Raw genomic sequence first — 19350 nt, forward strand, 5'->3', positions numbered from 1 at the left:
CAACCCCCCCCCCCCCCTCCCCCCCCCCCCCCCCCACCCGCGGCCCCCCCCCCCCCCCCGGGCCGGGGGGGGGGGGGGGCCCCCCCCCCCCCCCCCCCCGCGGCCGTGTGTCCTCAGGTGCCGGGCGCGGACGGGTCCGGGAGGGTGCCGGTCGCTGGTGTCTCCGGGAGAGCGCCGGTCGCGGACGCGTCCGGGAGCCACTCGCGCAACTCCTCCCTGAGCGACCGCTGGAACGTGGTGAGCAGCGCCTGCACGATCAGCGGCTGCATGTGCGCGGACAGCTCCTTCACCGCTCGGGCGTCGCGCTCGCCGACCTCGCCGCGGAACAGCCGGGACAGCTCGTGCGCCGCCGCCCGCGAATGCTCCAGGAGCACCTTCCTGGCCGCGAGGACCGACTCCTCGGCCAGCGGTACGTCCAACAGCTCCACCCCGAGCCGCAACAGCCCGAGGTCGACGCGGTAGCCGTCCCCGGCCCGCTCGACGACGTCCATCGCCACCAGCCGGTCCACGTCCTCCTCGGCCAGCGGCCGCCCCGCCCGGCGCCCCAGCTCCGCGCGGGACACCGACTCCACCGCGTCCGGCGCCCAGGAGGCGACCACCGCGCGGTGCAGCGCGAGGTCCTGCGCGCTCAGATCCGGGGGCAGCCGGCGCAGATAGCGCTCGATCGCCGCCAGCGTCATGCCCTGGTGCTGCAACTCCTCGATCAGCGCCAGCCGCGCGAGGTGCTCCCGGCCGTAGTGCCCCACCCGGCGCGGACCGATCTCGGGCGGCGGCAGCAGACCCTTGGTGCCGTAGAAACGCACCGTGCGCACGGTGACCCCCGTGCGGGCGGCCAACTCGTCGATGGTGAGGGTCGGCTCCTGCTCCCCGGCATCGGTCGTCATGCGTAGCAGTATCGCTGTCCCACTCCCACTGTGACACCCGGTCCGCTGTCCCGCTCCGGCCGTCCCGCCTCCGCTGTGACACTCCTGCCGCGACAGCGCTGTCAGTGGCATCGCCTACGGTGGCGGGCATGTCGGAGATCACGTATGTCCGGGGAGACGCCACCGTCCCGGCGGGGCGGGGCGTCAAGGTGATCGCCCATGTCTGCAACGACCTGGGCGGCTGGGGCAAGGGCTTCGTCCTGGCCGTGTCCCGCCGCTGGCCCGAGCCGGAGGCGTCCTACCGCGCCTGGCACCGCGCCCGCGCGTCGAACGACTTCGGCCTGGGCGCGCTGCAACTCGTCCAGGTCGAACCGTATGTGTGGGTGGCCAACATGATCGGCCAGCACGGCACCAGATCCGGCAGCAAGGGCGTCCCCGTGCGCTACGAGGCCATCGACACGGCCCTTGGCCGTCTGGCCGACCGGGTGATCGAACTGGACGCGTCGGTCCACATGCCCCGGATAGGCTGCGGACTGGCCGGTGGCAAGTGGTCCCGGGTCCAGCCGCTCGTCGAGGAGCGGCTGGCGCGCCGGGGCATCCGAGTGACGGTGTACGACCATGGGGAGATGGCGAGTTGAGCCGTGACACCGACGTCCTGGTGCTGGGCGGAGCGGGCGTTGACACGATCGTGTACGTGCCGGAGCTGCCGCTCCCGTACGCCGACAGCTACATGATCGAGAGCGGGATCCGGGCCCGCGCCGGACAGACCGGGGACTTCGTCGCCCTCGGCCTGAGCGCGCTCGGCCTGCGCACCCACCACCTGGACATGCTCGGCGACGACCCCGAGGGCGAACTGGTGCGCGCCCTGCACCGGGAGAAGGGCATCGCCCTCACCGCGGTCCCGCAGCCCGCCGGCACCAAGCGCGCCGTGAACCTGGTGAGCCCGGACGGCCGTCGCCTCTCCCTGTACGACAGCAGCCGCGGCCACCCCGACGACCGCCTCCCCGAGGCCACGGTCCGGGCCCTGGCCGAGGCCAGCAGGCACGCGCACGTGTCCATCACCCAGCCGTGCGACCACGCCCTGCCCGTGCTGCGCGAGGCCGGGGTGAGCATCTCGACCGACCTGCACAACTGGGACGGCGTGAACCCGTACCACGAGGCGTTCGCGTACGCGGCGGACGTCGTCTTCCTGTCCACCACCGCGCTCTCCGACCCCGAGCGGACCATGCGTCGCATCGTCGACCGGGGCCGGGCCGAGGTGGTCGTGGCCATGGCCGGAGCCGAGGGGGCCTATCTGCTCGCCGACGACGAGCTGACCCGCGTACGGGCGGCCACGCCCGCGTCGCCGGTGGTGGACTCCAACGGCGCGGGCGACGCCTTCGCCGCCGCGTTCCTGTTCGGCTGGCTGAACCGCGAGGCACCGCAACGCTGCGCCCGGTACGGCGCGGTGGCCGGCGCCCACGCCTGCACCGTGCCGGCCACCGTGGCCGACGCGATCGGCCGGGACGAGCTCCTCGCCCGGGTCGCCGCGTCGGAGGCGGGCACCACCGCACGGTAGGCCCTCGGACACCGGCTCAGGACGGCGGACCGCCCACCGGCTCAGGGCGGCGGGCGGCCCGGAAGGCTCTGGCCCCGGGCCGCCCGGCCCCTTCGCCGGCGATCAGCGTCCGTGCACGTCGTTGGTGGCCTCGATGCCCTTCCACGACGCGGGCTGCGCGGGCGCCGAGGCGGTCCGCGCCAGGGAGGCCGTCGGCGCGGCCGGCTTCGACGGCTGGAACAGCCAGGTGTCGAACAGGGCCGTGAGCGACTTCCCGGACACCCGCTCGGCGTACGTCCGGAAGTCGTCGACCGACGCGTTGCCGTACGCGTGCTCCTGCGGCCAGCCCTTCAGGACCGCGAAGAACGCGTCGTCGCCGATCTCGTCGCGCAGCGCCTGGATCGCCAGGGCGCCCCGGTCGTAGACGGCGATGTCGAACTGGTCGTCCGGGCCCGGGTCACCGGGCTTCACGGTCCAGAACGCGTCGTCGGCCGGGTGCGAGGCGTACACGTAGTCGGCGAGCTCCCGGGTCGTGCCCTCGCCCTCGTGCTCGGACCACAGCCACTGCGCGTAGCGCGCGAACCCCTCGTTGATCCAGATGTCCTTCCAGTTCTTGAGGGACACGGAGTCGCCGTACCACTGGTGGGCCAGCTCGTGCACGACCACCGAGGTGTTGGAGCCGTTCGCGAACTGCCGTGGGCTGTAGTAGACGCGGGTCTGGGTCTCCAGGGCGAACCCGGTGGTCGTGTTCGGTACGTAGCCGCCCGCCGAGCCGAAGGGATACGGCCCGAAATAGCCGCTCAGCCAGTCGACGAGCTCGCCGGTGCGCTCCACGCTCGCCCGCGCCGCCCCCTCGTTGTCGCCGAGGTCCGCGCTGTAGGCGTTGACGACCGGGACACCGCCCTCGGAAGTGCCCGTCGTGATGTCGAACTTCCCGATCGCCAGGGTGGTCAGATAGGTCGCCTGCGGCTTGGCGGACCGCCAGTTGTAGCGGGTCCAGCCCAGCTTGGACACCGTGGACTGGAGGGTGCCGTTGGAGATGGCCCGGGTGCCGTCCGGCACGGCCACCGACACGTCGTAGGTCGCCTTGTCCAGCGGATGGTCGTTGCTCGGGAACCACCACCAGGCGGACTCGGGCTCGTCGGCCGCGACCGCGCCGTCGGGCGTGCGGTGCCAGGTGCTGAACCCGTAGGCGCTCTTCGTCGACGGCACCCCGCGGTAGCGGATCACCAGGGTGACCGGCGTGCCCTTCGCGAGCGGGGTCTTCGGGGTGACCACCAGCTCGTGCTGCCCGGAGGTGGCGAAGGCGGCCCTGGCCCCGTCGACCCGCACCTCGCTCACGTCCAGCAGGAAGTCCAGGTCGAGGCTGGACAGATCCTGCGTGGTCCGCGCCTCGATGGTCGCCGTGCCCTCCAGCTCGTCCGTCGTCGGCCGGTAGGTCAGCCGGAGGTCGTAGTGGGAGACGTCGTAACCGCCGTTGCCGTAGTACGGGTAATAGGGATCGCCGATGCCCGGGGCGCCGGGTGCGTAGCCTGCGGCCGAGGCCGGGATCGCCAGCAGGAGGGAGGCCGCCGCGAGCACGCCCGGCACGAAGATTCTGCGGTGCACGAGAACTCCAAGTCGTGGGGACATGAGGTCTGTTCGGAGCCTATTCAGTCCCGGTGGCCGCAGGGCTGTCCACGGCCCCTCGTGTCACACGATCGCCATTCGGCCGACACGTATCCACACGTGACCCGACGCTCACTCAGTTGCCCTCTTCTGTGCGGGAGTTGACCGGGGTACCGTCCGCGCATGCCGAAACGCACGCGCTTCATGACCTGGAGAACGCTCGCGACCCTGGCCGTCGCAGCCCTGCTGGCTGCCTTCCTCACCCCCGCGGCCGCCCGGGCCGCCGTGCGGGAGAGCCGGCCCGTCTACTCGTACGCCGACGCCATCCGCGAGGCCGTCTGGGTGGACACCGGCCTCGACTCGGACGGCGACGGGAGGACCGACCGGGTCGCCGCCGACATCGTCCGGCCCGCCGAACCCGCCCGCGCGGGCCGCAAGGTGCCCGTCATCATGGACGCCAGTCCGTACTACTCGTGCTGCGGCCGAGGCAACGAGAGCCAGTCGAAGACCTACGACGCCGCCGGGAACGTCGTCCAGATGCCGCTGTTCTACGACAACTACTTCGTGCCCCGCGGCTACGCCTTCGTCGGCGTCGACCTCGCCGGGACCAACCGCTCCGACGGCTGCGTCGACGTCGGCGGCCGCTCGGACATCCAGTCCGCGAAGGCGGTGATCGACTGGCTCAACGGACGGGCCAGGGCGTACACCACCCGCACCGGGACGACCACGGTGAAGGCGGGCTGGACCAACGGCAGAACGGGCATGATCGGCAAGAGCTGGGACGGCACCATCGCCAACGGCGTCGCCGCCACCGGCGTCGAAGGGCTGAAGACGATCGTCCCGATCAGCGCCATCTCCTCCTGGTACGACTACTACTTCGCCCAGGGCGCCCCGCTCTACGACTCCGGCCCCGACTGGCTCTCGGACTACGTCGACAGCCCCGACGCCCGCACCAGGTGCGCCGCCGTCCAGCGGAAGCTCGTCGACCAGGCCCCGCGCACCGGCGACTGGACCGGCCTGTGGACCGAGCGCGACTACGTCAAGGACGCCGGCCGGGTACGGGCGAGCGTCTTCCTGGTCCACGGCATGCAGGACCTCAACGTCCGCACCAAGAACTTCGGTCAGTGGTGGGACGCCCTCGCCCGCCACGGCGTCGAACGCAAGGTCTGGCTCTCCCAGACCGGCCACGTCGACCCGTTCGACTTCCGCCGCGCCGCCTGGGTCGACACCCTGCACCGCTGGTTCGACCACGAACTCCTCGGCTACGACAACGGCATCGACCGCGAACCCATGGCCGACATCGAACGCCACCCCGACCAGTGGGCCACCTCCACGGTCTGGCCGCCGCACGGCACCCGGGCGACCACCCTGCGCCCCGCGACCGGTTCCACGGCAGGCGTCGGCACCCTGGGCCTGAAGCGCGGCACCGGCACCGGGACCTTCACCGACGACCCGCGGCTCGACGAGTCCGACTGGGCGGCCCGGATCGACACCGCCACGCCCGAGAAGACCGGCTTCGTCACGGGGCCGCTCACCACGGACCTGCGGCTGTCCGGCTCCTCGCAGGTCACCGTCGCCGCGACGACGACGACCACCTCGGCCCACCTCACGGCCGTCCTGGTCGACCTCGGCCCGGACACCGTCCGCGACTACGCGGCGAGCGGCGAGGGCATCACCACCCTCACCGATCGCACCTGCTGGGGAGTGAGCAGCGCGGGCGACAGCGCCTGCTTCAAGGAGACCCGGGCGAAGACCGCCGACGTCGGCTTCACGGTCCTCAGCCGCGGCTGGGCCGACCTCGGCCACCACGCCTCCATCCGGCACGGCGTCCCGCTCACCCCCGGCCGGACGTACACGATCACCCTGGACCTGGCCGCCACCGACCACGTGGTGCCCGCGGGCCACCGGCTGGCACTGATCGTGGCGGGCACGGACCGGGACCTCATCGACCCGCCGTCCACCACCCCGACCATCGCCCTGGACCTGTCCCGCACCTCGGCCCGGGTGCCGTTCGTCGGCGGCGCCGCCGCCTTCGCCGAGGCCACGGCCGGATCGGCGCACTCCGCGCCGGACTCCGCGCGACCGGCGCCGGTCACCACCGGTGCCACGACCCCGGCCGGCGTACGGGAGCCGTCGGCCGTCCACCGGATCCCGTGACGACGGACAGCCGGCTTCCGTGACGAGGCACAGCCGGCTTCCGTGACGACGGACAGCCGGCTTCCGCAGTGACGCGCAGCCGGCCTCCGCGGCGGCTCAGCGGGAGGCGGTCGCCAGCGCGGCCGCCTCCTCGGCGCACCCCCAGGCCACCGTCACACCCGCGCCGCCGTGACCGTAGTGGTGGACCAGCACCCGTCCGTCCGGCAGCGGCGCACGCTCCAGCCGCACTGCCTCCCGGACGGGCCGCAGTCCCACCCGGTGCTCCAGGACCCGGGCACCGGCGATCTCCGGCCGCAGCGCGGCGCACCGCCGGACGATCGCCGCCGCCACCGCCGGATCGGGCTCGGTCGACCAGACGTCGTCCTGCGCGGTGCCGCCGAGCAGCAGCCGGCCCGGCTGCGGGAAGAAGTACGCCATCTCGCCGGCCGGGTCCGTGCTGACGAGCCAGCCGTCGACACCGGGGTTCTCCACGACGACCAGCTGTCCCCGCACGGGCCGCACCGCGGGGTCCGGCACCAGCTCACGGGCGCCCAGCCCGGTGCAGTTGACCACGACCGGTGCGTCCGCCTCCGCCAGATCGGACACCGTACGCTCCTCGACCGAGCCGCCCGCCCGCAGCAACCGCCCCCGCAGCCAGGGAAGGTACGCCGCCATGTCGACCAGCGGCAGCCGGGCCCGTACGCCCGTACCGGCGTACTCGTCCGCGGTGGACGCGCGCAGACCGGGCAGCCGGGCGGACGCCCAGCCGGCCACCTCGTCCAGGGCCGTCTCGCCCAGCACTCCGTCGACCAGGCGCACGCCGGTCTCTTCGGGCCGTTCGGCGAGCTCCTCGTACACCTCCAGCGAGCGCAGCGCCCAGGACCGCGCCGACGCGACCGGCTCGATGTGGTACGGCCACCACAGCGCGCCCGCGACCGCGGAGGTGGTCCGCTCGACCGGATCGCGGGTCCACACCCGCACCCGGCGGCCGCTCTCGGCCAGGACGACGGCCGTCGTCAGCCCGATCACTCCGCCGCCGATCACGATCACTTCGTCATTCGATCCCCTGGTCACGCGGGGACGTTAGCGGAATATGTCATGCCGTGCTCAGAACGTCCCCGTGCCGGGGATACTCACACCATGTCTGCCGCGTACGCGACCTTCGGCCTGGCCCCGGCGACGCGCGCCGGTGCGATGCTCGCCGACGGTGGCTACCAGGTCCACCGGGACTTCCTCGACTTCGTCGTCGACGGACGGCCGCTGCTGCACCGGCTCTGCGACCTCGACGCCGTCTCCCCGCTCGCCTCCGACGTACCGCCCGCGATCTTCACCGAGCAGGTCCGCGGCCTGCTGCTGGAGGCGGGGGCACCGCTGCCCGGCGGCCGGTACGTGATCTACGGCTGCCCCGAGTGCGCGGACCTCGCCTGCGGCGCGGTCACCGCCGTCATCGACGCCCGCGGCGACGACTACGTCTGGCGGGACTTCGCCTGGCAGACGCGGGAGGACGTCGACCTGGAACTCGACGGCTACCACGGCATCGGGCCCTTCCGCTTCCAGGGGCACGAGTACCGCGCGGCCCTGCACGCGCTGCTCGCCGACGCCGACGCCGACATCGGAGCCGACGGCGGACGCGGCCGCGACGGCTTCGCCCGCACCGGCCCCCGCGTGCTGCTGATCGGTGCCCGGGTCGCCCTCCTGGCCAGGCTCGCCGCGGCCCTGCGCACCATCGGCATCGGCGCCGACATCACCCGTGACGCGCACGGCGTACCCGTCGACGAACTGCGCGCCTACGGCGCCGTCGCCTTCGGTGCCACGGTCGGCGCCGCGGAACGCGCGGCCGTACGCGACGCCTTCGACCGCGCCGGGCTCGACGTCGCGTACGTCGACGGCCTCGCCCCCATCGTCCCGCTCCTGGTCGCCCAGATCGAGCACGCCCTCGACCGCGGCCCCGCCGACCAGCGCCGGCTGACCGGGCTGGTCGCCGTCGACGGCGAGGCGGGCGTCGAGGTGACCTCGTCCTGTCGGGTCCGCCTCACCGCCTACCGGCTCGACCGTCTCTCCCGTCCCCGCACGCACGAGCTCTTCGACGGCATCCTGGAACCCGGCCGGCACCGCATCGCCCTGGACCCCAAGGCGGTCCGGGGCGCCTCCTTCCTCGTGGCCAGGACCTCGGGGAGCGTCCTGGTGGAGGCACTGCCCCGCTGACCGGCCCCACCCGCCCCCGCGACCACCGGCCGACTGCCGTGTGCCCCGGTCCCCGCCGACGGCCCACTAGGATCGACGACCTGATGACTGCCACCCTCGTCGCCAAGAACCTCGCCGCCGGACACGGCGACCGCTCGCTCTTCACCGGGCTCGACCTCGTCGTCGCACCCGGTGACGTGATCGGTCTCGTCGGTGCCAACGGCGCGGGCAAGTCCACCCTGCTGCGCCTGCTCGCCGGTCTGAGCACCCCGGAGCAGGGCGAGCTCAGGCTCTCCCCGCCGACCGCGACCGTCGGCCACCTGCCGCAGGAACCCGAGCGGCGGCCCGGCGAGAGCGTGCGCGAGTTCCTCGCCCGCCGCACCGGGGTCGCCGCCGCCCAGCTGGCGATGGACGAGGCCACCCAGGGCCTGGTCGACGGCGCCCCGGGGGCCGACGACGCCTACGCCACGAGCCTGGAGCGCTGGCTCGACCTCGGCGGCGCCGACCTCGACGAGCGGGCCGAGGAGGTCGCCGACTCGCTCGGCCTCGGCATCGGCCTGGACCAGCCGATGACGTCCCTGTCCGGCGGCCAGGCCGCCCGCGCGGGCCTCGCCTCGCTGCTCCTGTCCCGGTACGACGTCTTCCTGCTCGACGAGCCCACCAACGACCTCGACCTCGACGGCCTGGAGCGCCTCGAACGCTTCGTGAGCGGCCTGCGCGCGGGCACCGTCGTCGTCAGCCACGACCGCGAGTTCCTCACCCGCACGGTGACCAAGGTCCTCGAACTCGACCTCGCCCAGCAGCAGGTGAACCTCTACGGCGGCGGTTACGCGGCCTATCTGGAGGAGCGGGACGTGGCCCGCAGGCACGCCCGCGAGGACTACGAGGAGTACGCCGACAAGCGGGCCGCCCTCCAGGACCGCGCGCAGATGCAGCGCTCCTGGATGGACAAGGGCGTCAAGAACGCCCGGCGCAAGGCGAACAACGACAACGACAAGATCGGCCGCAAGTTCCGCAGCGAGGCCAGCGAGAAGCAGGCCGCGAAGGCCCGGCAGACCCAGCGCATGATCGAGCGGCTGGAGACCGTCGAGGAACCGCGCAAGGAGTGGGAGCTGCGCATGGAGATCGCCTCGGCGCCGCGCTCGGGCGCGGTGGTGGCGACCCTGCGGGACGCCGAGGTGCGGCGCGGGGACTTCACGTTCGGTCCGGTGTCGCTCCAGATCGACTGGGCGGACCGGGTCGCGGTCACCGGCGCGAACGGCGCGGGCAAGTCGACCCTGCTCGGCGCGCTCCTCGGCCGGATCCCGCTGGACGCCGGACACGCCGCCCTGGGCCCCGGTGTCCTGGTGGGCGAGGTGGACCAGGCCCGCGGGCTGTTCCTGGGCACGGAGAGCCTGCTGGACGCGTTCTGCGCGGCCGTACCCGACACCGAACCGGTCGAGGTGCGTACGCTGCTGGCCAAGTTCGGTCTGAAGTCGGACCACGTGCTGCGCCAGGCGTCGAGTCTGTCGCCCGGCGAGCGCACCCGCGCCGCGCTGGCCCTGCTCCAGGGCCGGGGGGTCAACCTCCTGGTGCTCGACGAGCCGACGAACCACCTCGACCTGCCCGCGATCGAGCAGCTGGAGTCGGCCCTGGACGCCTACGAGGGCACGCTGCTGCTGGTCACCCACGACCGCCGGATGCTCGACGCGGTGCAGGTCACCCGCCGCCTGGAGGTCGCCGACGGCAAGGTGACGGAACGCTGACGCACGCGCCGCCGTACGCCGGGCCGACGAGGCACCGACGTACGTACGGCCCGCCGTGCACCGACGCGGCGGTGCGCCGAAGGGCCCGGCCCCGGACCGCTCCGGGGCCGGGCCCTTCGGTGTGTCAGCCCTTGCCCTTCTTCGGGTCGAGCAGTCCGGCCCGGCGCAGCGCGTCGGCCATCGCGCTGTTGGCGGGGGCGGGAGCCGGCCGGCCGCCGCCGCCACCGGCACGACCCTGCCCCTGACCCTGCCGCCCCTGGCCCTGTCGCTGCTGGCCCTGGCGCTGCTGGGGCGGACGGCCGCCGCGCTGCTGACGGCCGCCGCCCTGCCGCTGCTCGCCGTCCTGCGCCGCCGCCTCGTCGTCCAGCCGCAGCGTCAGCGAGATCCGCTTGCGCGGGATGTCCACGTCGAGGACCTTCACCTTGACGATGTCACCGGGCTTCACCACGTCCCGCGGGTCCTTCACGAACGTCCTCGACAACGCCGAGACGTGCGCCAGACCGTCCTGGTGCACGCCGACGTCGATGAACGCCCCGAAGGCCGCGACGTTCGTGACGACCCCTTCCAGGATCATCCCGGAGGACAGGTCGGAGATCTTCTCGACGCCCTCCTTGAAGGTCGCCGTCCTGAACGCGGGCCGCGGGTCGCGCCCCGGCTTCTCCAGCTCCTTCAGGATGTCGGTCACCGTCGGCAGACCGAACTTCTCGTCCACGAAGTCGTCCGGCCGCAGCGAACGCAGCACCGAGGTGTTGCCGACCAGCGAGGCCACCTCCTGCCCCGAGGTCTTCACCATGCGCCGCACCACCGGGTACGCCTCCGGGTGCACGCTGGAGGTGTCCAGCGGGTCGTCGCCGCCGCGGATCCGCAGGAAGCCCGCGCACTGCTCGTACGCCTTGGGACCGAGCCGGGCCACGCCCTTGAGCTGGGCACGGGAACTGAACGGCCCGTTCGCGTCCCGGTGGGCCACGATGTTCTCGGCCAGCCCCGAGGAGATGCCGGACACCCGCGACAGCAGCGGGGCGGACGCCGTGTTCACGTCCACGCCGACGCCGTTCACGCAGTCCTCGACCACCGCGTCCAGCGAGCGCGACAGCTTCACCTCGGACAGGTCGTGCTGGTACTGGCCGACGCCGATCGACTTCGGGTCGATCTTCACCAGCTCGGCCAGCGGGTCCTGGAGCCGGCGCGCGATGGAGACCGCGCCGCGCAGCGACACGTCCATGTCGGGCAGCTCCTGCGAGGCGAACGCGGAGGCCGAGTACACGGACGCGCCCGCCTCCGACACCATCACCTTGGTGAGCTTCAGCTCCGGGTGCCTGGTGATGAGGTCACCGGCGAGCTTGTCGGTCTCGCGGGACGCCGTGCCGTTGCCGATGGCGATCAGCTCGACCGCGTGCTCCCCGGCCAGCCGGGCCAGCTTCGCGAGGGCCTCGTCCCACTTGTTGGCCGGGACGTGCGGGTAGACGACGTCGGTCGCCACCACCTTGCCGGTCGCGTCGACCACGGCCACCTTCACGCCCGTACGGAAACCGGGGTCGAGGCCCAGCGTCGCGCGCGTGCCCGCCGGGGCGGCCAGCAGCAGGTCCCGCAGGTTCGCCGCGAAGACGTTCACCGCCTCGTCCTCGGCGGCCGTGCGCAGCCGCAGCCTGAGGTCGATGCCGAGGTGCACCAGCAGCCGGGTGCGCCAGGCCCAGCGGACCGTGTCCGTCAGCCACTTGTCACCGGGCCGCCCGCGGTCGGCGATGCCGAAGCAGTGGGCGACGATCCCCTCGTACGAGCTCGGGCCGTCCGTCGCCTCCTCCGGCTCCAGGACGAGGTCGAGGACCTCCTCCTTCTCGCCGCGCAGCATCGCCAGGATCCGGTGCGAGGGCAGCTCGGTGAACGGCTCGGCGAAGTCGAAGTAGTCGGCGAACTTGGCGCCCGCCTCCTCCTTGCCCTCCCGCACCTTGGCGGCCAGCCGCCCGCGCACCCACATGCGCTCGCGCAGCTCGCCGACGAGGTCGGCGTCCTCGGAGAACCGCTCGGTGAGGATCGCGCGGGCGCCGTCCAGCGCGGCCTGCGGATCGGCGACGCCCTTGTCGGCGTCGACGAACGCGGCGGCCGCCGCGAGCGGTGCCACGGCCGGGTCGCCGAGCAGGCCCTCGGCCAGCGGCTCCAGACCCGCCTCGCGCGCGATCTGCGCCTTGGTGCGCCGCTTGGGCTTGTACGGCAGGTAGATGTCCTCCAGGCGCGCCTTGGTCTCGGCCGCCAGGATCTGCGCCCGGAGTTCGTCGGTGAGCTTGCCCTGCTCGCGCACCGACTCCAGGATCGCCGCCCGCCGCTCCTCCAGCTCCCGCAGATAGCGCAGCCGCTCCTCGATCGTGCGCAGCTGCGCGTCGTCGAGCATCTCGGTCGCTTCCTTGCGGTAGCGGGCGACGAAGGGCACCGTCGCGCCGCCGTCGAGCAGCTCGACGGCAGCCTTGACCTGCCGCTCCCGTACGCCGAGCTCCTCGGCGATCCTGCCTTCGATGGACCCTACTTCGATGGACCCGGGTGTCGTCACGATCCCGTACCGCCTTCTCCACTGAGGTTGCGCGGCAATTGTGGCAGGTGGTGCCGACAACGGGGGAGCAAGGCGGGACGACGCAGCGGTGTCGCGTCGGATCGGCCGCCCGGCGGCCGATGGCAGGAAAGGTGGGATGCCCGTCGTTGCGGCCGTCGCCGGGCCCGCCGAGACTCGGACCCATGGCGCAGCGAACCGTTCTCGTCGTCCTCTTCGACGGCGTGCAGAGCCTTGACGTCACCGGCCCCATCGAGGTGTTCGCGGGTGCGGAGAGCCACACCCCGGGCAGCTACCGCATCCGTACCGCCTCCCTGGACGGCGGCCCGGTACGCACCTCCAGCGGCCTGACCCTGGTACCCGACGGGGCCCTCACGGACCCGGCCGACGACCCGCACACCGTGCTTGCGCCCGACGACCCGCACACCCTCCTCGTGCCCGGCGGCGCGGGCACCCGCGAGGCCGACGCCCGCCTGGTCGACCGGCTGCGCGCGCACGCCCCGCGGGCCGAGCGCCTCGTCTCCGTCTGCACCGGGGCGATCCTGCTCGCGGCGGCGGGCCTGCTGGACGGACACCGCGCCACGACCCACTGGGCCTACTGCGACAAGCTCGCCCGCGACCACCCGGCGGTCGAGGTGGACCCCGACCCCATCTACGTACGGGACGGGCGGGTCGCCACCTCGGCAGGCGTCACCGCCGGCATCGACCTGGCGCTCGCCCTGGTGGAGGAGGACCTGGGCCGGGAGGTCGCGCTGCGGGTCGCCCGTCATCTCGTGGTCTTCCTGCGCCGGCCGGGGAACCAGGCCCAGTTCAGCGCCCAGCTCGCCGCCCAGACGGCACACCGCGAGCCGTTGCGCGACGTCCAGCAGTACATCACCGAGCATCCGGCCGGGAACCTGAGCGTGGAGTCGCTGGCCGCCCGCGCGGCCCTCTCGCCGCGCCACTTCGCCCGCGCCTTCCGGGCCGAGACCGGCACGACCCCCGGCCGGTACGTCGACCGGGTGCGCCTCGAACACGCCCGCCGCCTGCTGGAGGACACCGGCGACGGGATCGAGGAGATATCCCGCGCCAGCGGCTACGGCACCGCCGAGGCCATGCGGCGCGCGTTCGTCAGGACGCTCGGCACCTCGCCGGCCGAGTACCGGCGCCGGTTCCGCCCGGCCCACGCCACCCGCTGACCGGCCCCGGGTCGGCCACCGCCCGGCCCGCGCCCCTCACCGACCGCCCCCGCCCACCCCGCGCCCGTCCCTCGTCCGAAAGCTCCGAAAGCTCCGAAAGCCGCGAAAGCTCCGAAAGAGAGGCCGCCCGATGCAGATCGCCATCCTGCTCTTCGACCGTTTCACCGCCCTCGACGCCGTGGGCCCGTACGAGACTCTCGGCCGGCTGCCGGACGCCGACACCGTCTTCGTGGCCGAACACGCCGGCCCGGTCCGTTCCGACACCGGGAACCTCGCCCTGATCGCCGACCGCGCCCTCGCGGACGTGCCGCACCCCGACATCGTGGTCGTCCCCGGCGGACCCGGACAGACCCCGCAGATGGACAACGAGGCCCTCCTCGGCTGGCTGCGCACGGCGGATTCGACCAGCACCTGGACGACCTCCGTGTGCACCGGCTCGCTGCTGCTGGCCGCCGCCGGGCTGCTCCGGGGCCGCCGCGCGACCTCCCACTGGCTGGCCCTGGAGTACCTGGAGCGGTTCGGCGCCGAACCGACGGGCGAGCGGGTCGTGTTCGACGGCAAGTACGTCACCGCCGCAGGCGTCTCCTCCGGCATCGACATGGGCCTCACCCTGCTCGGCCGGATCGCCGGCGACGAGCACGCGCAGGCCGTACAACTGCTGACCGAGTACGACCCGCGGCCGCCCTACGACGCGGGGTCCCCGCGGAAGGCGCCCGCGCACCTGGTCGAGGAGTTCCGCAGGAACAGCCGGTTCATCCTGACGTAGTCCAGGTGAACCGCGGCTGCCTGCGCTCCAGGAACGCGGCGACGCCCTCCGCGGTGTCGTCGGCGGCGCGGGCCAGCTCGGCCCAGTGGGCGTCCCGGTCGGTGCGTCCGTCCGCGAACTCCTTCGCCGCGGCCTGGGTGAGCTGCGAGCGCGCGACCAGGACGCGGGTGAACTCGGCGACCCGCTTGCCGAGTCCGCCCGCGGGCAGCACCTCGTCGACCAGGCCGGTCCGCAGCGCCCGCGCCGTGTCGATCAGCTCGCCCGAGAACAGCAGGTACTTGGTGGCGGCCGGACCGATCAGCGACGCCAGCCGCCGGGTCGAGGAGGAGGGGTAGACGATCCCCAGCTTCGCCGGGGTCACCCCGAACAGCGCGTCCTCCTCGGCGAACCGCAGGTCGCAGGCCGCCGCGAGCTGCGAACCCCCGCCCACGCAGTGCCCCCGTACCGCCGCGAGCGTCGGCTTGGGGAAGGCGGCCAGCGCCTCCTCGGCCAGCACGGCCAGCCCCTGTGCCTCCTCGGGCGAGCTCCTCAGGGTGGAGATGTCGGCTCCGGAGCAGAAGGTGCCGCCCTCGCCGGTCAGGACCAGGGCCCGTACGTCCGGGTCGGCGGCCAGGGTGTCCAGCAGCGGCGGCAGCGCCCGCCACATCGCGGCGGTCATGGCGTTGCGCTTGGCCGGGTGGTGGATGACGACGGTGGCCACCGACTCGGTGACACGGTGCAGCAGCTGGGGCTCCATGCGGCGGATCGTAGCCGCAGGCCGGACGGGTGCCGCCGACCGGCCGGTGCCCGGGCGCGCGGCCCTTCCCGGCAAACACGTACAACCCGAATAGTTCGTGAAGTTGGCGCGATCGGGACAGTACTCGGACTTTCAGGCAACCGAATTGGTCATCAAGGGTCAGAAGTGCTCGATAATCGCTGACTTCTGTTCAGTCCTTCGGCGTGGAGCTTTGCGTTACCAACACTCGACGTGTGGTGACAATCGAGCGCAAGGGTGGCGACCGGACGATGGAGAACCACGGGCGCGGGGTGGGCCCACGCCCTGAAGACGCACCGGAGGACGTGGCGGACGAACCCCTCGGGGCGAGAGCCCCCGATCCGCTGCCGTACGAGGGTGTGTGGCGGTTCACCGCCCCCGCTCTCGACGCTTCCGTCCCGCAGGCGCGGCACGCCGTGCGGGACCTGCTGTACCGCCAGGGCGTACCGGCCTCCGACGACCTCGTCCAGGGTCTGCTGCTGATCGTCTCGGAGCTGGTGACGAACGCCGTCAAGCACGCGGCGCTCCTGTCGCCGACGCTCGCCGTGGAGGTGGCCGTCGGAGCCGAATGGGTGCGGGTGTCGGTGGAGGACAACCACCCCTACCGCCCGACCGCCCTGGAGGCCGACCACGCCCAGGTGGGCGGCCGCGGGCTGCTGCTGGTCCGCGAGATCACCCTGGAGGCGGGCGGGGTGTGCGACGTCGAGCACACGTCGAGCGGCGGCAAGGTGATCTGGGCCGCCCTGCCGCTCAAACCCGTCCGGGTGCACTGACCGCGGGCCGTGCGCGCCGGTCGGCGAGCCGACCGGGAGGTCACCAGCCCGCGGAGGTTCCCGTCAGTTCCCGCACCGCGGGCCGCGCGGCGTCCAGCACGGTCATGAACCACGCGGAGAACGTGTCCTTCGCGTGCCGCTCCGCCAGTTCGGCGGGGCTCACGAAGGCGGTCCCGCCGACCTCCTCCGGGTCCGGCCGCAGCGTGGACTGCACCAGGCCGACGAACAGATGGTTGTACTCCTGCTCGACCAGGCCCGAGTCCGGGTCCGGGTGGTTGTAACGGACCGTACCGGCCTCCGCGAGCAGCGTCGGGGAGACCCCGAGCTCCTCGTACGTCCGCCGGGCCGCCGCCGCGAACGGTGCCTCGCCGGGGTAGGGGTGGCCGCAGCAGGTGTTCGACCACACGCCGGGGGAGTGGTACTTGCCCAGCGCCCGCTGCTGGAGCAGCAGCCGGCCGTGCTCGTCGAAGAGGAACACCGAGAACGCGCGATGGAGCTGTCCCGGCGGCTGATGGGCGGCGAGCTTCTCCGCGGTCCCGATCGTCACACCGTTCTCGTCGACCAGTTCCAGCAGAATCGCGTCCGCGGCGCCGTTCGACGCGCTGTGCTTCGCGGTGGCAGGTGTGATCGGCATACCCATCCTTAGCATCGGTCCTCGCGCCCCAAGTCTGCCGTACGAATCCGGCACTCCCGGCACTTCACGGCGCCACCGCATGTCCCGTGCGAGGCGACGCGGGACACGGCCGGCGCCGGTCGGACGCGGTGAGGGGGCGCCCGGTAGGTGATCGTGCCCGTCGGGGTGAACGGGGAACCGCCCGTAAGGGGGGCGCGCGGACGTCGGGTCGCGGACGGAACGACGCGCGCGCCCACCGGACCGCCGTGGCAGGCTCAGTGGCAGAACCGTTCCTCGTGTTCCGCGTGGCCGACCGGTTCCAGCTGGAAGGTGCAGTGCGAGACGTCGAAGTGGTCGCCCAGGCAGCCCTGGAGTTCGTGCAGCATCTTCTCGTGCCCGATCGCGTTCAGTACGTCGGAGCGCACCACGACGTGCGCGGACAGCACCGGCATCCCCGAGGTGATCGTCCAGGCGTGCAGGTCGTGGACGTTCTCGACGCCGTCCAGCGCGAGTACGTGGGCCCGTACCTCCGCCATGTCGACGTTCTTCGGGGCGGCCTCCAGCAGCACGTCGAGGGTCTCGCGCAGCAGCTTCACCGTTCGCGGCACGATCATCAGACCGATGACGAGCGAGGCGATCGGGTCGGCCGCCTGCCAGCCGGTGGTGAGGATCACCGTCGCCGAGATCAGCACCGCCACGGACCCCAGCGCGTCGGCCGCCACCTCCAGGAACGCCCCCCGTACGTTCAGGCTGTGCTGCTGGCCGCGCATGAGCAGCAGCAGCGAGACGGTGTTCGCGACCAGGCCGATCAGACCGAACACGATCATGAGCCCGCCCGCGGTGTCGGCCGGTGTGAAGAAGCGCTGGACCGCCTCGTACAGGACGTATCCGCCGACGCAGAGAAGCAGCAGACAGTTGGCGAGCGCGGCGAGGATCTCGGCGCGGGCGTAGCCGAAGGTGCGGTGGGGGCTGGCAGGCCGGTTCGCGACATGGATGGCCACCAGGGCCATGCCCAGTCCCAGGGCGTCCGTCGCCATGTGCGCCGCGTCCGCGACCAGCGCGAGGGAGTCGGCGAGCACCCCGCCGACGATCTCCACCACCGTGACGGCGAGCGTGATCGACAGCGCCACGCGCAGCCGGCCCCGGTATGCGGCGGCCGCCGTCCCGGTGGTCGGCGCGCCGTGGCCGTGCGCATGACCGTGACCGTGGTCGTGCCCTGCCCCCATGACAAACGCCTCCTGTGATCCGCCCGGGACCACAGTCAACTACGGGTGGGGGGTATCGGGCAACGCGGCACTGAACACCGTTGTCATATGCCCTGACCTGCGCAAACGAAGCGCAGGTCAGGGCGGGTGGGGCGGCCGTGGCGCTCACCGGCGGTGGTGCTCACCGGCCGTGGCGCTCACCGGCGTGGTGCTCACCGCCGTGGTGCTCACCGGCGGTGGTGCAGTTGCCATCCCTGCCAGGCCGACTCGACCATCTCGCGCGTCCCGCGCCGGGCCGTCCAGCCGAGCTCGTCCGCGGCCCGGGCGGCCGAGGCGACCGCGCGGGGAGCGTCCCCGGGGCGGCGGGGCTCGACGACCGCCGGGCGGCCGTCGCCCGTGACCTCGCCGATGAGCGTGACCAGCTCGCGTACGGAGACGCCCTCGCCGCGGCCGATGTTCACCGTCAGATCGCCCGAGGCCCCCGGCGCCGACAGCCGGCGGGCCGCCGCGAGGTGCGCCTCGGCGAGATCGGCGACGTGGATGTAGTCACGGACGCAGGTGCCGTCCGGCGTCGGATAGTCGTCGCCGAAGATCCGCGGGGCCTCGTCACGGGTGAGCCGGTCGAACACCATGGGAACGATGTTGAAGACCCCGGTGTCCGCCAGCTCCGGGGCGGCCGCGCCCGCCACGTTGAAGTAGCGCAGACAGGTCGTAGCGATGCCGTGCGCCCGGCCCGCCGCCCGCACCAGCCACTCCCCGGCGAGCTTCGTCTCGCCGTAGGGGTTCACCGGGGCGCACGGGGTGTCCTCCGTGATGAGGTCCACGTCCGGGTTTCCGTAGACGGCCGCGGACGACGAGAACAGGAACCGTCCGACCCCGGCCCCGGCGACCGCCTCGAGGAGCGTGGCGAGAGTGCCCAGGTTCTCCTGGTAGTAGCGCGTGGGCTGCGCCACGGACTCCGCCACCTGCTTGCGGGCCGCGAGATGCACCACACCCGTCACCGCGTGTTCGGCGAGGACCCGCTTGAGCAGGTCTTCGTCCCCGGCCGAGCCGTGGACCAGCGCGATGCCGGCCGGCAGCCGGGTGGGCACCCCGGCCGACAGGTCGTCCAGTGCCACGACCCGTTCCCCGGCCTCGGTCATGGCCCGTGCCACATGCGCCCCGATGTAACCGGCTCCGCCGGTGATCAGCCAAGTCATGGTCGCCCACCCTATGCCGGACGGCACGCTCTCCGGGGGTGCCAGCCGGGTGCGCCGCGCGGGGCGCGGGTTTGTCGGCCGGGCGGCCCATCACCCATGATGATCTCGGCAGAAGCAGGCAAAGGCCGGAACAGACTACGCTGATCGGATCATGAACGGGCGATGAACACGCCTCCAGCGACATCGGATAGCCTCTGCCGACATGCCGCCCGCCCGGAGCAGCCGAGCGGCGCCCCCATCGTGCACATGA

16 protein-coding genes are annotated in these 19350 nt (G+C 73.0%); 8 read left to right on the top strand and 8 right to left on the bottom strand.

Annotated features, from left to right (window positions below; all coding sequences use genetic code 11):
• Window positions 1-113 precede the first annotated feature (113 nt).
• A complete protein-coding gene (locus ACZ60B_RS38185) occupies window positions 114-884 on the bottom strand; it encodes a MerR family transcriptional regulator (RefSeq protein WP_469395532.1) in 771 nt (256 codons plus the stop codon).
• A 128-nt stretch (window positions 885-1012) separates the two neighbouring features.
• Here ACZ60B_RS38185 and ACZ60B_RS38190 point away from each other — a divergent pair, with 128 nt between their 5' ends.
• Together ACZ60B_RS38190 and ACZ60B_RS38195 are read left to right on the top strand one after the other, a co-directional pair.
• Window positions 1013-1501: a macro domain-containing protein gene (locus ACZ60B_RS38190; protein ID WP_469395534.1), complete on the top strand. Its 489-nt coding sequence runs from the start codon at window positions 1013-1015 to the stop codon at window positions 1499-1501.
• Window positions 1498-2421 (top strand): PfkB family carbohydrate kinase, encoded by a 924-nt coding sequence (locus tag ACZ60B_RS38195; RefSeq protein ID WP_469395536.1) that lies wholly within the window; start codon window positions 1498-1500, stop codon window positions 2419-2421. Before ACZ60B_RS38190 ends, ACZ60B_RS38195 begins: the two co-directional genes overlap by 4 nt.
• A gap of 102 nt (window positions 2422-2523) precedes the next feature.
• On the opposite strand, the gene ACZ60B_RS38200 is transcribed toward ACZ60B_RS38195, so the two are convergent.
• Window positions 2524-4008: a M1 family metallopeptidase gene (locus tag ACZ60B_RS38200; protein ID WP_469395538.1), complete on the bottom strand. Its 1485-nt coding sequence runs from the start codon at window positions 4006-4008 to the stop codon at window positions 2524-2526.
• 183 nt (window positions 4009-4191) lie between these two features.
• Here ACZ60B_RS38200 and ACZ60B_RS38205 point away from each other — a divergent pair, with 183 nt between their 5' ends.
• A complete protein-coding gene (locus ACZ60B_RS38205) occupies window positions 4192-6165 on the top strand; it encodes a Xaa-Pro dipeptidyl-peptidase (RefSeq protein ID WP_469395540.1) in 1974 nt (657 codons plus the stop codon).
• A 96-nt stretch (window positions 6166-6261) separates the two neighbouring features.
• Here ACZ60B_RS38205 and ACZ60B_RS38210 read toward each other — a convergent pair whose 3' ends face one another.
• Entirely contained in the window at window positions 6262-7218 is a 957-nt protein-coding gene (locus ACZ60B_RS38210; RefSeq protein ID WP_469395541.1) for an FAD-dependent oxidoreductase, read from the bottom strand.
• Between the two features lie 66 nt (window positions 7219-7284).
• Here ACZ60B_RS38210 and ACZ60B_RS38215 point away from each other — a divergent pair, with 66 nt between their 5' ends.
• A complete protein-coding gene (locus ACZ60B_RS38215; RefSeq protein WP_469395544.1) occupies window positions 7285-8349 on the top strand; it encodes an oxidoreductase in 1065 nt (354 codons plus the stop codon).
• A gap of 83 nt (window positions 8350-8432) precedes the next feature.
• Entirely contained in the window at window positions 8433-10073 is a 1641-nt protein-coding gene (locus ACZ60B_RS38220; protein ID WP_469395547.1) for an ABC-F family ATP-binding cassette domain-containing protein, read from the top strand.
• 124 nt (window positions 10074-10197) lie between these two features.
• On the opposite strand, the gene ACZ60B_RS38225 is transcribed toward ACZ60B_RS38220, so the two are convergent.
• Window positions 10198-12615, bottom strand: coding sequence for a Tex family protein (locus ACZ60B_RS38225; protein ID WP_469395549.1), 2418 nt, complete (start codon window positions 12613-12615; stop codon window positions 10198-10200).
• A 182-nt stretch (window positions 12616-12797) separates the two neighbouring features.
• On the opposite strand from ACZ60B_RS38225, the gene ACZ60B_RS38230 reads away from it, so the two are divergent.
• Together ACZ60B_RS38230 and ACZ60B_RS38235 are read left to right on the top strand one after the other, a co-directional pair.
• On the top strand, window positions 12798-13790 hold the full coding sequence (locus ACZ60B_RS38230; protein ID WP_469395551.1) for a GlxA family transcriptional regulator: 993 nt from the start codon (window positions 12798-12800) through the stop codon (window positions 13788-13790).
• A 130-nt stretch (window positions 13791-13920) separates the two neighbouring features.
• Entirely contained in the window at window positions 13921-14556 is a 636-nt protein-coding gene (locus ACZ60B_RS38235) for a DJ-1/PfpI family protein (RefSeq protein WP_469395553.1), read from the top strand.
• On the opposite strand, the gene ACZ60B_RS38240 is transcribed toward ACZ60B_RS38235, so the two are convergent.
• Window positions 14543-15292, bottom strand: coding sequence for an enoyl-CoA hydratase/isomerase family protein (locus ACZ60B_RS38240; protein ID WP_469395555.1), 750 nt, complete (start codon window positions 15290-15292; stop codon window positions 14543-14545). The two genes, ACZ60B_RS38235 and ACZ60B_RS38240, sit on opposite strands and share 14 nt — an antisense overlap.
• A gap of 269 nt (window positions 15293-15561) precedes the next feature.
• Here ACZ60B_RS38240 and ACZ60B_RS38245 point away from each other — a divergent pair, with 269 nt between their 5' ends.
• Window positions 15562-16083 carry an ATP-binding protein gene (locus ACZ60B_RS38245; RefSeq protein WP_469395590.1) on the top strand — a complete coding sequence of 174 codons (522 nt, stop codon included), beginning with the start codon at window positions 15562-15564 and terminating at the stop codon, window positions 16081-16083.
• 40 nt (window positions 16084-16123) lie between these two features.
• Here ACZ60B_RS38245 and idi read toward each other — a convergent pair whose 3' ends face one another.
• The 3 genes from idi to galE all read right to left on the bottom strand — a co-directional run bounded on the left by idi (window position 16124) and on the right by galE (window position 19100).
• Window positions 16124-16717, bottom strand: a complete 594-nt coding sequence (idi, locus tag ACZ60B_RS38250) for an isopentenyl-diphosphate Delta-isomerase (RefSeq protein ID WP_469395557.1) — start codon at window positions 16715-16717, stop codon at window positions 16124-16126.
• A 254-nt stretch (window positions 16718-16971) separates the two neighbouring features.
• Window positions 16972-17922, bottom strand: a complete 951-nt coding sequence (locus ACZ60B_RS38255) for a cation diffusion facilitator family transporter (protein ID WP_469395559.1) — start codon at window positions 17920-17922, stop codon at window positions 16972-16974.
• A 206-nt stretch (window positions 17923-18128) separates the two neighbouring features.
• Window positions 18129-19100 (bottom strand): UDP-glucose 4-epimerase GalE, encoded by a 972-nt coding sequence (galE, locus tag ACZ60B_RS38260; protein ID WP_469395561.1) that lies wholly within the window; start codon window positions 19098-19100, stop codon window positions 18129-18131.
• Between the last annotated feature and the right edge of the window lie 250 nt (window positions 19101-19350).

The organism is Streptomyces sp. NPDC104096, assembly GCF_055584385.1.